The 13,172-nt window shown below is 72.3% G+C and carries 13 protein-coding genes; 3 read left to right on the plus strand and 10 right to left on the minus strand.

The features are described 5' to 3' along the window. Position 1 precedes the first annotated feature (1 nt). The 6 genes from FHT37_RS17325 to FHT37_RS17350 all read right to left on the minus strand — a co-directional run bounded on the left by FHT37_RS17325 (position 2) and on the right by FHT37_RS17350 (position 4,646). Positions 2-649 carry a glutathione S-transferase C-terminal domain-containing protein gene (locus FHT37_RS17325; RefSeq protein WP_183483195.1) on the minus strand — a complete coding sequence of 216 codons (648 nt, stop codon included), beginning with the start codon at positions 647-649 and terminating at the stop codon, positions 2-4. Further along, positions 646-1,383 (minus strand): alanyl-tRNA editing protein, encoded by a 738-nt coding sequence (locus FHT37_RS17330; protein ID WP_183483197.1) that lies wholly within the window; start codon positions 1,381-1,383, stop codon positions 646-648. Before FHT37_RS17330 ends, FHT37_RS17325 begins: the two co-directional genes overlap by 4 nt. Next, positions 1,383-2,024 carry a VOC family protein gene (locus FHT37_RS17335; RefSeq protein WP_255488880.1) on the minus strand — a complete coding sequence of 214 codons (642 nt, stop codon included), beginning with the start codon at positions 2,022-2,024 and terminating at the stop codon, positions 1,383-1,385. Before FHT37_RS17335 ends, FHT37_RS17330 begins: the two co-directional genes overlap by 1 nt. A 10-nt stretch (positions 2,025-2,034) precedes the next feature. Next, entirely contained in the window at positions 2,035-2,874 is an 840-nt protein-coding gene (locus tag FHT37_RS17340) for a PhzF family phenazine biosynthesis protein (RefSeq protein WP_183483199.1), read from the minus strand. A gap of 105 nt (positions 2,875-2,979) precedes the next feature. After that, complete coding sequence (locus FHT37_RS17345; protein WP_147239842.1) at positions 2,980-3,435, minus strand: GNAT family N-acetyltransferase; 456 nt, start codon at positions 3,433-3,435, stop codon at positions 2,980-2,982. Beyond that, on the minus strand, positions 3,432-4,646 hold the full coding sequence (locus tag FHT37_RS17350) for a PLP-dependent aminotransferase family protein (protein ID WP_091728453.1): 1,215 nt from the start codon (positions 4,644-4,646) through the stop codon (positions 3,432-3,434). Before FHT37_RS17350 ends, FHT37_RS17345 begins: the two co-directional genes overlap by 4 nt. A 119-nt stretch (positions 4,647-4,765) precedes the next feature. Between FHT37_RS17350 and FHT37_RS17355 the strand changes: the two genes are divergently transcribed. Next, a complete protein-coding gene (locus FHT37_RS17355; RefSeq protein ID WP_091731695.1) occupies positions 4,766-6,205 on the plus strand; it encodes a PLP-dependent aminotransferase family protein in 1,440 nt (479 codons plus the stop codon). A 76-nt stretch (positions 6,206-6,281) separates the two neighbouring features. On the opposite strand, the gene FHT37_RS17360 is transcribed toward FHT37_RS17355, so the two are convergent. Then, the gene (locus FHT37_RS17360) at positions 6,282-6,758 is read right to left on the minus strand and encodes an energy transducer TonB (protein WP_183483202.1); all 477 of its coding nucleotides are present in this window, start codon (positions 6,756-6,758) and stop codon (positions 6,282-6,284) included. Positions 6,759-6,859: 101 nt separating this feature from the next. Between FHT37_RS17360 and FHT37_RS17365 the strand changes: the two genes are divergently transcribed. Beyond that, a complete protein-coding gene (locus tag FHT37_RS17365; protein ID WP_183483209.1) occupies positions 6,860-7,645 on the plus strand; it encodes a fumarylacetoacetate hydrolase family protein in 786 nt (261 codons plus the stop codon). A 237-nt stretch (positions 7,646-7,882) separates the two neighbouring features. Here FHT37_RS17365 and FHT37_RS17370 read toward each other — a convergent pair whose 3' ends face one another. Both FHT37_RS17370 and FHT37_RS17375 read right to left on the minus strand, forming a co-directional pair. Beyond that, positions 7,883-9,760: an ATP-binding cassette domain-containing protein gene (locus FHT37_RS17370; RefSeq protein WP_183483211.1), complete on the minus strand. Its 1,878-nt coding sequence runs from the start codon at positions 9,758-9,760 to the stop codon at positions 7,883-7,885. Positions 9,761-9,853: 93 nt separating this feature from the next. After that, positions 9,854-10,744, minus strand: coding sequence for an AraC family transcriptional regulator (locus FHT37_RS17375; protein WP_091728470.1), 891 nt, complete (start codon positions 10,742-10,744; stop codon positions 9,854-9,856). Between the two features lie 111 nt (positions 10,745-10,855). On the opposite strand from FHT37_RS17375, the gene FHT37_RS17380 reads away from it, so the two are divergent. Continuing rightward, a complete protein-coding gene (locus tag FHT37_RS17380; RefSeq protein ID WP_255489756.1) occupies positions 10,856-12,289 on the plus strand; it encodes a cytochrome P450 in 1,434 nt (477 codons plus the stop codon). Between the two features lie 136 nt (positions 12,290-12,425). Here FHT37_RS17380 and FHT37_RS17385 read toward each other — a convergent pair whose 3' ends face one another. Further along, on the minus strand, positions 12,426-13,067 hold the full coding sequence (locus FHT37_RS17385; RefSeq protein ID WP_183483213.1) for a helix-turn-helix transcriptional regulator: 642 nt from the start codon (positions 13,065-13,067) through the stop codon (positions 12,426-12,428). Positions 13,068-13,172 lie beyond the last annotated feature (105 nt).

Genomic DNA, 13,172 nt, shown 5'->3' on the forward strand with positions numbered 1-13,172 from the left:
CTCAGGGGCCCGCGGCCGGGCCGTGCAAGGCGAATCCCGGGCGCGCCAGCAGGTGCTCGTACCAGGCGTTGACCGCCGGCAGGCTCGCATGCGCGATGGGCGCGGCGCGCCAGCGGTGCGTGGACAGGCCGAGCACCACGTCCGCCAGGGTGAAGGTCGCGCCCAGCACATAGGGCCCGCCCGAGCGCTCGAGCTGCCCGTCGAGCATCGTCATGTGCCGGTTCCAATGGGCGATGCCGGCTTCGATCTGCGCCGGGTCCTGATGCAGCGGGCTCTTGCGCACCAGGGCCATGAAGGCGTAACGCCAGCTGTTGTTCAGCTCGCCGCCCTGCCAGTCCATCCACATCTCGACCAGCGCGCGACGCCGCGGCTCGTCGGGCAGCAGGTCCTCGCGGCCCTCGCGGCGGGCGAGGTAGCGGCAGATGCTGTTGCTTTCCCACATCGAGAACGGCGTGCCGGCGTCAGCGCCCGGACCCGCCTGCGCATCGATGAGCACCGGCATCATCGCGTTGGGATTGAGCACGCGGAAAGCATCGGCCTTGACGTCGACGTCCTCGCGCACCAGGTCCAGGCCGAGTTCGACGCCGGTCCACAGCACCTTGCGCACGTTGATGGACGCCGCACGTCCGAGCACGCGCAGCGCGCTCATGCCGAAGGCGCCGCGGCGGCGTCGCTGGCGAAGCCGAGCACCACGCGACGGGTCTTCGCCGACTTCTTCTCGATCTTGGTGACGACGACCGCGCCGATCTCGGCCGTGTTGGCCACGTGCGTGCCGCCGCAGGGCTGCAGGTCGACGCCGTCGATCTTGAGCACGCGCACCCGGCCCGAGCCGCGCGGCGGCTGGACGCTCATGCTGCGGACCAGTCCGGGATTCGCGTCGAGTTCCTCATCGCTGATCCAGCTGTGGCTGACCGGGCGCGCCTCGGCCACCAGCCGGGCGATGCCGGCCGTCAGCGCGTCCTTGTCGAGCGCGTCGGTCATGTGGAAGTCCAAGCGCGCATAGCCCGCCGTGATCGAGCAGCCATCGACCGGATGCGGCACCAGCGCGCACAGCAAGTGGGTCGCGGTGTGGAAGCGCATGTGGGCGTGGCGGCGCTGCCAGTCGATGCGGGCCGTCACCGGCGTGCCGACCGCCAGGCCGGCGAGGTCCTGATCCGGCGCGGGCAGGTGCAGGATCTCGCCGTCCTCGCCCTTGCGGGTGTCGGCGATCACCAGCTCGCGTCCGCCGGGCAGCGTCAGCGTGCCGGCGTCGCCGGCCTGGCCGCCACCCTGCGGATAGAACACCGTGCGGTCGAGCAGCAGGCCGCGCTCGTCGGCGCGCAGCAGCGTCGCCTCGCACTCGCGCAACTGCGCGTCCTCGCGGAACAGGTCCTGGGTGCCCATCAGGCCGGCACGTCGTCGAGATCACCCGACTGCGTCGGTGCGTCGGACAAGGTGCCTTCGATCGCCTCCAGCTCGACCGTGCCCTTGGGCGTCGAGAGCTCGGCGCGCAGGCCGTCGCGGGCTTCGAAGCTCAGCAACTGGACGCCGCTTTCGGGCAGCTTGTCGGTGGGATGGGCGTCGCCCTGCCACTCGATCGGCACCGGCAGGCCTTCCTTGCGCAGCCGGCGGCCGTCCTCGCGCAGCGCGATGCGCCAGCGCAGGTCGCCGCGTCCGGCCTCGACGGCCTCGCCCGCATCGATGCCCTCGCCGGACCAGGTCGCCAGCGTCGCATCCAGGCTGGACACGCGCGCCACCCAGTGCAGCAGCGCCGGGCCCTCCTGCGCCAGGCGCTCGCGCACGGCGGGCTGGTCCAGGTCGAACCAGCGGGGCCGACCGGGATCCGGCGCCTCGGGATCGATGGCGATGATTTCCAGATAGCAGCGGGGATACGCTGGCGGCGCGCTGATGTTGAGCAGCAGGTTGTGCGTGCCCATCAGCGCATGGCGCCCGCCGGGTTGCGGCGTGACCCCGAGGACACGTTCACACCAGGCGCGCCCCTCCTCCAGGGTGTTCGCGGCGACAACGAGATGATCGACTTCCATGCTCATGGCTTCACAACCTCACCTGACCGTGGATCAACGGCGTGACATCGCCGCCAATCCAGCAATGCGCGCCTTCGCGTGCCACATGGATCCGGCCGGCGCGCCCGAGGGCGGCGCCCTGGGCGGCCACATAGCGATCGGGCGCCAGACCGGCGCCCTGCAGCCATAGTGCCAGACCCGCGTTCAGGCTGCCCGTGACCGGGTCTTCCGGAACGCCGAGCCCGGGCACGAAGGCCCGGACCTCGAATTGCTGTGGCGAACCCGCAGGATAAGCGCCCACGACGCCCAGCTTCAGGCCGTCCATCGCGACGAAGTCCGGCTGCAGCGCGAGCACCGCCTCGGCCGAGCGCAGCCGCGCCGCCATCCACTGCGGGCCGTTGTCGACCCACACCAGGTCCAGCAGCTCGGCGGCCTCCAGGCGCAGCGCGCGCAGCGCCTGCTCGCGCAGGGCCGGCTCGACCGGCCCCTCGCGCTTGAGCGGCGGCGCCGCGAAGGCGAGCCGGCCGCCGTCGCGCCGGATGCGCACCAGCCCGATCTCGCACTGCTGGACGACCTCGCCGGGCTGCTTCGGATCACCGCCGCTGGCCAGCCAGGCATGGGCCGATCCCAGCGTCGGATGGCCGGCGAACGGCAGCTCGCCGCCCGGCGTGAAGATGCGGACGCGATAGTCCGCGTCCGGATCCGTCGGCGGCAGCAGGAAGGTGGTCTCGGACAGGTTGGTCCAGCGGGCGAAGGCGGCCATGGTGGCCTCGTCCAGGCCCGCGCCGTCGACCACGACGGCCAGCGGGTTGCCCTTCAGCGCCTCGGCGGTGAAGACGTCGACCTGGACAAAACGGCGGAGTTCGGACATGAAGACCCTCGATCGAGAACGGTGAAGTCGGCCCGCCCCGCCTGACGTGCGAGTGACAGGCGGCATCGGGTGCCAGAAACAGGGGACATCGCCCCTACGCCGGCCTCAGGGGGCGGCGCGGTAGACGTCGGGACGGAGCCGCTCCATGCCGCGGTCCGGCGCCGCCAGCGGCTGGAATCCGTGGCGCGCATACAGCGCGTGCGCGTCCTTGGTGAACAGCGAGAAGCGTCGCAGCCCCTGCAGCGCCGGGTGCGCGACGACCCGCGCGATCAGCCAGTCCCCCAGCCCCCGCCCCTGCCAGTCCTCGAGCACGAAGACGTCGCAGAGGTAGGCGAAGGTGGCGCGGTCGGTGACCACGCGGGCGTAACCCACCACCGCGCCGGACGGCCCGCGCAGCAGCAGGTTCAGCGAGCCCGCCATCGCTCGGCGCATCGTGTCGCGCGGGATGCCGGCCGCCCAGTAGGTGCGGCCGATGAAGCCGTGGATCACGTCCAGGTCGGCCTCGGTCCAGTGCTCGTCGAGCACCGGCTCGAAGGGCAGCGGCGGGCGCGCCTCGCTCATGGCGTGGTTTCGGCGGTCGTCAGCGCGAGCGCCTCGTGCAGCATGCGGCCGAGCTTGTCGACGCCTTCGGCGATCAGGTCCGGCGTCAGCGTCACGAAGGACAGGCGCAGCGTGCGCGGATCGGGCTGGTGCGCGTAGAACGCGGCGCCCGGCACGTAGGCGATGCCGGCATCGACGGCGCGCGGCAGCAGCGTCATCGCGTCCAGGCCCTCGGGCAGGCGGATCCAGAAGAACATGCCGCCCTCGGGCACCTGCCACTCGCAGCCCGGGGGCAGGCACTCGGCCAGCGCCTTGGCCATCGCGTCGCGATTGGCCTTGTAGCGGGCGCGGATCTTGGGCACGTGCTCGTCCAGGAAGCCGCCCTTGATCACCTCGTGCACCACGCGCTGGTTGAAGCCCGGCGTGTGCAGGTCGGCGGCCTGCTTGGCCTGCAGCAGCTTGGGGTAGATCTCGCTGGGCGCGACGATGTAGCCCAGGCGGAAACCCGGCGTCAGCACCTTGGAGAACGAGCCCAGGTAGATGCTGCCCTCGGGCCACAGCGAGCTCAGCGAGGCCGGCGGCGGCTGGTCGAACCAGAGGTCGCCGTAGGGGTTGTCCTCGACGATGGGCACGCCGGCCTTGCGCGCGGCCGCGACGACGGCCTCGCGGCGCTGGGCGCTCATCACGCGGCCGGTCGGGTTCTGGTAGTTCGGCAGCAGGTAGGCGAAGCGCGTGCCCGGCGCGTCGTGCGGCAGCGCCTCGATGGCCGAAGGCAGCGGGCCTTCATCGTCGCTGGCCAGGCTGGCGAAGATCGGCTCGTAGGGCGTGAAGGCCTGCAGCGCACCGAGGTAGGTCGGGGTCTCGACGGCCACCGGCGCGCCGGCGTCGCACAGCAGCTTGCCCACCAGATCCAGTCCCTGCTGCGAGCCGCTGGTGATCAGCACCTGGTCCGGCGAGGCCTGGATCCCCAGCGTCGCGACCTTGGCCGCGACCCACTCGCGCAGCGGCGCGAAGCCTTCGCTGGCGGCGTACTGCAGCGCTTCCTTGGCGTTGTGGGTCAGCACCCGGTCGCAGGCGGTCTTGATGGCCTCGACCGGGAAGGTGTCCGCGCTGGGCAGGCCGCCCGCCATCGACAGCACGCCAGGCTTCTCGGTGACCTTCAGGATCTCTCGGATGATGGACGGGTTCATGCGCGCGGCGCGGCGGGCTTGCGTCCAGGGACTGCGGTTCATGGGGGTTGTCTCCGGTTGAGCGGGCCAGTCTAAGGGGTCGACCAGCACAGAACCAATACACTGAGCCATACCACCGCATCATCTGTATTGGCATGGACACCAGCACAGCCAACGCCGGCATGAGCGCCAGCTCCAGCGTGAATGTCGCGCCGGTCACCCTCTCCCGCAACGCCAGCCAGCCGCTCGCGCAGCAGCTGGCGCAGCGCTTCGCGGCGCGCATCCAGCAGCGGCTGCTGCTGCCGGGCGCGCGGCTGCCGTCGGTGCGGGACTGCGCGCGGCACCACGGCGTCAGCCCGTACACCGTGGTCGCGGCCTACGACCAGCTGCTGGCCCAGGGCCTGCTCGAGGCGCGCAAGAAGCGAGGGTTTTTCGTTCGCGAAACCCGCACGCCGCCGCGCGCGCCGCTGGCGATCGAGCCCGCGCCGGCGCCGCTGCCGCCGCCGGTCGACGCCAGCGCGCTGATCCGCGGCATGTTCCAGGCCGACGCGCGGCGCTCGCCGGGGCTGGGCACCCTGCCGGCGGAGTGGCTGGACCTGGGCCTGCTGCAGTCGACGCTGCGCCGGCTCGCGGCCAACGCCGACGACGCGCTGCTGTCGGGCTACGGCGAGCCGCTCGGCGACGAGCGCCTGCGCCGCGCGCTGTCGCGGCGGCTGCTGGACATCGCGATCCAGGCGGCGCCGGACCAGATCATGAGCACCGTCGGCGCGACCCACGGGCTGGACCTGATCACCCGCGCCTTCCTCGAGCCCGGCGACGCGGTGCTGGTCGACGACCCGGGCTGGGCGATCGAATACGCGCGGCTGTCGCAGGCCGGCATGCGGCTGCTGCCGGTGCCGCGCGGCGCGCAGGGGCCCGACATCGGCGTGATGCGCCGGCTGATCGAGGAACACCGGCCGCGCATGTACGTCACGGTGTCGGTGCTGCACAACCCGACCGGCGCGACGCTGGACCTCGCGCACGCGCACCAGGTGCTGCAGCTGGCGCACGAGCACGACCTGCTGATCGTCGAGGACGACACCTACGCGCTGTTCGCGCCCAACCACGCGCCGCGCCTGGCGGCGCTGGACCAGCTGCGCCGCACGATCTACGTCTCGGGTTTCTCGAAGATGCTGTCGCCGGCGTGGCGGGTCGGCTTCGTCGCGGCCAGCGCGGACCGCATGGCGCGGCTGACCGAGCTCAAGCTGCTGGCCTCGCTCACCACCAGCCCGCTGATGGACCGCGCGGTGGCGCTGTGCCTGGAGCAGGGCCTGCTGCGCAAGCATGCGGAACGGATCGCCTCGCGCCTGGCCACGGCCCGCCAGCGCTGCGTGCGGCTGGCCGAGGACGCGGGCTGCCGCTTCGCCGCGACGCCGGCCGGCCTGTTCGGCTGGGTCGACGTGGGCGTGGACACCGAGCGGCTCGCGCCCGCGATGATGGACCAGGGCTGGCTGATCGCGCCCGGCATCCTCTTCAGCCCGACCCGCACGCCGGGCACGCTGATGCGCATCAATTTCGCGACCTCGCAGGACCCGAAGTTCTGGCACGCCTTGGAGCGCGCCCGCGAGGCGCTCCGGCGCTGAGCCGCGATCGGCCGCCGATGACGCCACGACGGATGACCCGCGATGACGCGCCCCCGCGGCGACGCGACGAGCACCGTCAGCGGCGCTCGGGCGGCGGCGCGTTGTCCTCGCGGACCGGCGCGTACGGGCCGATGATCCGGTAACTCTGCTGCAGCCGGCAGACCACCTCGACCGGCGTGCCCCACCAGGTGGCCGGCCGCACGCGCCAGTCCTTCATCGCCAGGTTGTTGTGGTTGATGAACGCGCGAGCCGGGCCCTCGGCGGCCGTCAGCGGCGTGACCCGTCCCTGCGCGTCGACGCGGAACTCGACGACCACGTCGCCGCTGTACGCGTTCATGTGCTGCGTGGCCGGATACATGGTCTTGCTGCCGAACTCGAGGTAGGGCGGGACGTCGTAGTTGCCCTTGCAGCCGGCGAGCGGCCCGGGCTTCAGCACGTTCTCCTCGTCGTAGGCGCGGCCGAACGGATTGAGCGGCTGCGTGGCGCAGGCCGCGAGCAGCGCGGACAGGAGCCACGCGGCGGCGCGCGCCGCGGATCCGGAGCGATCGATCATCTGGGGCCTCCCTGGCCATGTTCCCTGTCGCGCGAGGCTCGCCCGACGCGGTGTGTCCTTGTCGGGCCGGATGCTAGCGGCGGCGCCTAAGATCCGCGCTCATGACCATCCCTAGCCCCTCCTCCCCCGCCGACCTGGGCGCCGCGCTCGCCCAGGCCTGGTCCGACGACACGCTGCTGGACGACACCGCCTGGTCGCTCCCCGACGAGGCCGCCGCCTACGCGGCGCAGGCCGAGCTCGCGCAGCGGCTCGACTGGCTGGCGCCGGGACGCGTGCAGTTCTGGAAGTGTGGCGGCTCGTCGCGCGATGGCGCGCTGGGCAGTTCGCCGCTGCCGCCATTGCGCGCCCGCGAGGTCCGCGGCCTGCGCAACGGCGGCGACTTCGGTGACCTGTCCCTGATCGGCGCGGAGGCCGAGATCGCATTGCGCCTCGGGCGCGACGTCACGCCCGAGATGGCCGCTGCGCTGGTGCCCGGCCAGGCCGAGCACCTGATCGATGCGATGTGCGTCGCCGTCGAATGGCTGGGTTCGCGCTGGCAGCGCGGCCTGGGCGCCGACAACCTGCTGCGCCTGGCCGATGCGCAGACGCATGGCGCGCTAGCGCTGGGCCCGTGGCAGGCGTGGAAGCCGGGTCACGACTGGGCGAACCAGTCTTGCGAGCTGATCGTCGGCGACCAGGCGCCGATGGCGGGTACCGGCGGCCATGGCCTGAACGATCCCGCCTGGGTCGTGGCCGGATGGCTTCAAGCGGCGACGCGCACTGGCCTGACCGTGCCGGCGGGCAGTGTCGTCACGACGGGCTCCTGGCGCGTTGCCACGAAGCTGTCGAAGGGAGTGACGGTGACGGCGCGCTACGCCGGTCTCGGCGACCTCACGGTCAAGTCCTGACGCACCCCTCGGTCGCAAATCCGCCGCACGCGGTGATGTCTCGGGGCGCGGACAGGGCTTGGGGGTCCAGGAGGGAGCCCCCATGCCCTGGCAGTGCCGAGCTCGGTGCTGACAGTCCGGGCACCTTGCTCCGTACCAGCACTCCGGGCGCCACGCTCGGTGCTGACAGTCCGGGCGCCGAGTTCGTTGCCACCAGTCAGGGCGCCGCGCCCGGTGCCTGCAGTCCGGCCGCCTCCCTCACTTCGCCTCGAGCGCCTCCCACCGCTCCATCAGCGCCAGCAGCTCATCGTCGATCTCCGCCGCCCGGTTGGTGACTTCGGTGATCTTGGCGGCCCCTTGCTGGTAGAGCTCGGTGCTGTTGAGCAGCGCCTGCAGGTGCTTCTGCTCGGTTTCCAGCGCGCCGATCCGGGCGGGGATTTCGTCGAGCTCGCGCTGCTCCTTGTAGCTGAGCTTGCGCTTGGTCGCGACGACGGGCGCCGGTGCGGGCGCGGGCGCGGGCGCCGGAGCCGGCGCCGCGGCCGGCGCCTGGCGCGCCTTGATCTCCGCCGCGCGCTGCGACTGCTGCAGCCAGTCCTCGACGTCGCCTTCGTACTCGCGCCACTTGCCGGCGCCTTCGCTGACGATGGTCGAGGTCACGACGTTGTCCAGGAAGCGCCGGTCGTGGCTGACCAGGAACACGGTGCCGTCGTACTCGGCGAGCAGTTCCTCGAGCAGTTCCAGGGTCTCGATGTCCAGGTCGTTGGTCGGCTCGTCCAGCACCAGCACGTTGGCCGGACGCGCGAACAGCCGCGCCAGCAGCAGCCGGTTGCGCTCCCCGCCGGAGAGGCTGGAGACCGGCGAGTCCGCGCGCGCCGGCGAGAACAGGAAGTCGCCCAGGTAGCTCTTGACGTGCTTGCGCTGGTTGCCGATCTCGATCCACTCGCTGCCCGGGCTGATGGTGTCGGCCAGCGTGGCGTTGAGGTTGAGCGCGTCGCGCATCTGGTCGAAGTAGGCGACCGTCATCTTCGTGCCCAGGCGCACGGTGCCGCTGTCGGGCGGCAGCTCGCCCAGGATCATCTTCAGCAGCGTGGTCTTGCCCGCGCCGTTGGGACCGATCAGGCCGACCTTGTCGCCGCGCAGGATCGTGCCGGTGAAGCCGTCGACGATCAGGCGGTCGCCGAAGCGCTTGGAGACGTTTTCCAGCTCCGCGACGATCTTGCCGCTGGACTCGCCGGTGGCCACGTCCAGCCGCACCTTGCCCTGCACGTCGCGACGGGCGTGGCGCTCGGCGCGCATCTCATGCAGGCGCTGCACGCGCGCGACGCTGCGGGTGCGGCGGGCCTCGACGCCCTTGCGGATCCAGACCTCCTCCTGCGCCAGCAGCTTGTCGAAGCGCGCGTTGGCCAGCGCCTCGTTCTCCAGCTCATAGGCCTTGGCGGCCTGGAAGGCGGCGAAGTTGCCGGGGTAGCCGCGCAGCTGGCCGCGGTCGAGCTCGACGATGCGGTTGGCGACGTTGTCCAGGAAGGCGCGGTCGTGGGTGATCAGCAGCAGCGAGCCCTTGAAGCCGTTGAGCAGCTCCTCCAGCCAGCGGATCGCGTCCAGGTCCAGGTGGTTGGTGGGCTCGTCCAGCAGCAGCACGTCGGGCTGCGCCACCAGCGCGCGGGCCAGCGCGACCCGCTTCTTCAGACCGCCCGACAGCTCGCCGACCCGGCGTTCGCCGTCCAGGCCCAGGCGGTGCAGCGTCTCGTCGACGCGCTGTTCCCAGTTCCAGGCGCCGATCTGCTCGATGCGCTCCTGGACCCAGCCGAGGTCGTCGTTCTCGTCATGCGCCTCGTAACGGGCGCGCAGCGCCTTGGCCTCGGCCACGCCTTCGCTGACGACGTCGAAGATGGTGGCTTCGGGGCGCAGTTCGGGTTCCTGCGGCACGTAGACGCTGGTCAGGCCCTTCTCGAGCTGCAGCAGACCGTCGTCGAGCTTCTCGAGGCCGGCGAGGACCTTCAGCATCGAGGACTTGCCGGTGCCGTTGCGGCCGATCAGGCCGACGCGGTCGCCGGTTTCGAGGGAGAAATTCGCGCCGTCGAGCAGCGGCACATGGCCGAAGGCGAGGTGGGCGTTGGAGAGGGAAAGGACAGCCATCGGGGGATTGTCCTCGATGGGCGGGGACGCCCCCTCACCCCGGCCCTCTCCCCCTCCCGGGGGCGAGGGAGTCCCGCCCGGGCGCTGCGGCGGTCAGACCCAGACGCGGTAGGCCCAGAAGGCTTCCTCCTCGGCGACGCGGCGGCGCAGTTCCTCGGGGCTGAAACCGCTCAGGCGCCGGGTCTCGCGGCACAGGTGCGCCTGGTCGGCGTAGCCGTGGTCCTGGGCCAGGGCGCTCCAGATCACGGCGTCGTCGTCCTCGTCGCGCCGGCGCACCTCGTGGAAGGCGGCCTCGGCGCGGCTGACCAGCCGCAGCGCGCGCAGGCTCTGGCCGCTCCACTGCTTGATGCGACGCTCGGCCTGGCGGACGCTGCGCCCGTGCCCCGCCGCGATCGCGCGCAGGGCCAGGCGCTGCATCCAGCCGGCGTAACCGCGCGGCGGCGGGTCGTCGGCAAGCACCGCCGCGCGCACCGTCCGCCAGCGCGGCAGCAGGAAGGCCTCGAGCGTGCGACGCGCCGTCGCTTCGTCGCCGGCCTCGCGCATCGCCGCGTCGAGCGCACGCCAGGCCGGATCGTCGATGACCGACAGCGGCACCATGCGGTCCTTCAGCGCGCCGATGTCCAGGCCGGTCATCGCCTGCAGCGCCTCCGGCCGGATCGCGACCATGAAGGCCCGGCCGTCCGGCGTCGACTGGAAACGACGGGGCCCGCTGCGCGGTCCGCCGAGCACGCCGGCCGGCAGCCAATCGCCAGGCTCGCCGCCGAGGCCCAGCTCACGCACGCGGCCGCTGAGCGTCCAGCTCAGCCCGCACAGCGGCGTGGCGGGGAACCAGCTCTGGCACTGCGCCTCGGTGAGCGCGGGCGCTGATGGGCCAGCCACCTCTCCGGCGAGGTCGCGCCAGAGGTAGGCGTACACGCAGCCTTCCAGCGCGCGCGAAGGGATGCGCAGGCGGGCGATGGTGCCGGGGTGGAGGGAAGCGTCCATGGCGCCGCAGTCTAGAGGCGTCGCGCCCGCGGCGACGGGGCTCACTCGAAGCCCCTGTCATGTCGCTTCGATTCAAGACGCGGCGCCGGGTCGCCGCCACGATGCCCTCCCATGAGCCATGTCCTGCCGATCCCCGCTCCCATTCCTGGTCCTTCCACCCGCTGGGGCGGGTTGCCCGAGGTCCTCGCGCTGCGCCGGGACTACCTGGGCCATCTCCGCCACTTGCAGCGGCGTTATGGTGACGTGGTCCACCAGCGGCTGCTCGGCCTGGACGACTTCTGCTTCTTCCATCCCGACCATGTGCGCGAGCTGCTGATCGCCGGCCACGAGGGGCTGATCCGCTGGCAGCGAGCGACCGCGGTGTTCGCGGATGCGCACGGCCACAGCGTGCTGGTGGCCGAGGGGCCCGCGTGGCAGCGCCAGCGCAAGCTGCTGCAGCCGGGCTTCTCGCCGCAGCGGGTGACCGGCTTCGTGCCGCTGATGGTCGAGGCCGCACGGCGCGCGCTGGAACGCCTGCCCGACGCGGCCATCGGCTCGAACGGCGGCTCGAACGGCGGCTCGAACGGCAGCTCGGGCGAGGCCCGGGCCGTGACGCTCGACTTCGAGTCGCTCATGACGCTGCTCACGATGGACGTGATCCTGCGGACGCTGTTCTCCGCCGGCGAGGGCGATGCGGCGGTGGCCGAGGCGGCCTGGGCCGTGCACGAGCTCGGCAAGGTCGCGATGGGCGAGATGTACGTGCCGGTCAGCGCGCCGCTGTGGGCGCCCTGGAAGCGGGGCAAGCGCCGCGCGCTGCGATCGCTGGACGGGCTGATCCGCGGTCACCTCGCGATACGGCGCGAGCACGCCCGCCAGGGCGGTCCGGCGCCGGACGACCTGCTGGCGATGCTGATGGCGCTGCGCGACGAGCACGGCGCGCCACTCGACGACACCGCCCTGCGCGACGAATGCATGACGACCTTCCTGGCCGGCCATGAGACCAGCGCCGCCGCGCTGACCTGGTGGGGCTGGTGCATGGCCGCCCACCCCGACGCCCAGCGGCGCGCGGCCGACGAGGTGGACGCGGTGCTCGGCGGTCGTGAGCCTGGGGCGGCGGACCTGACGCGGCTGCCCTGGCTGAGCCTGTGCATCAAGGAGACGCTGCGGCTGTTCCCGCCGGCGCCGGCGCTGTTCTCGCGCCGGACCACGCAGCCGCTGGACATCGCCGGCCTGCGGCTGCCGCGCGGGGCGATGCTGCGCCTGACACCCGGCCTGATCCAGCGCGACCCGCGCTGGTTCGATGAGCCGGAATCCTTCCGCCCGGAGCGCTTCGATCCGGCGGCCGGCCATCGCGAGATCCCGCGCGGCGCCTGGATGCCCTTCGGCGCCGGCCCCCGGGTGTGCCTGGGCAGCCACTTCGCGCTGATGGAGATCACGCTGATCGCCGCGATGGTGCTGCAGCGGTATCGCCTCGCGCCCGTGCCCGGGGCGCCCGCGCCCGAGCCGGTGCTCAACATCACGCTGCGCCCGGCCACGCCCCTTCGCTTGCGGCTGCTGCCGCGCTGAATCTTTTATTCGTGGACGACCGCCCGGCCGGGCCCGTAGCGTGGCGGCCATGCCCTCGTCACGCCGCCCTGCCCGACCGCTCACCCAGCCGCACGCCCAGCCGCACGTCCGACCGCAGGATCAACCGTTCACCCAGTCACCCGCGCGGCGCCTCGCTCCGCACGCCGGGCGCCGCCTCCACCGCGCGCCCCGCATCGACGGCGGCATCGTCCTCGTCGACCGTCTCGGCCAACCGCACGAAGCTGCCGTCGGACAGCTGGAAGCGCACCCATCGCATCCGGCTCCGGAGGATGGGCATGTCCTGCTCGGTGGCCGCGCCGGTCTCGAACTCCACCGCGCCGGGCGCCGGCTCGTACCAGCCCAGCGCGTCCAGCCGGGCTTCCTGCGCCACGATCTCGGGCGTGGCGTAGCACCACAACGCGCGGCCGATCAGTTCGGCGCGCGGCAGTCGGCAGTGCCGCTCCCGCGCGCGGGACATCGCCAGCAGCCGGTGGCTCAGGTCGCAGATCAGGTGCACCGGCACCGGCGCGCGTTCGACGAGCCGGCCGAGTTCGAAGTCGGCCGCGCTGTCCAGCCGCGCGGCCATCAACCGGCGCAGCGCCTGCTGCTCCTCCAGCGACGGCGCCGCCAGTCCCGATTCCCAGCGCGACACGGTCGTCTGCGAGACGCGCATCTCGGCCGCGACCGCGCCTTGCTTCAGGCGGCGCAGCGTTCGCCACAGCCGCAGGCTGCGGCCGAGCTGACGAGCATCGCAGGACAACAGCGGCGATTCATTCATGGCACAGGCACCGGGAAGTCATTGAGCAGTGGCGAGGCGGTCACGTCCAGCGCGCGCACCCCGTCGCCATCGAGGGAAACGGAGGTCGACACGCCTCGCGTCGAC

The sequence above is a fragment of the Mitsuaria sp. BK037 genome, from assembly GCF_014193045.1.
Classification (GTDB): Bacteria; Pseudomonadota; Gammaproteobacteria; order Burkholderiales; family Burkholderiaceae_C; genus Roseateles.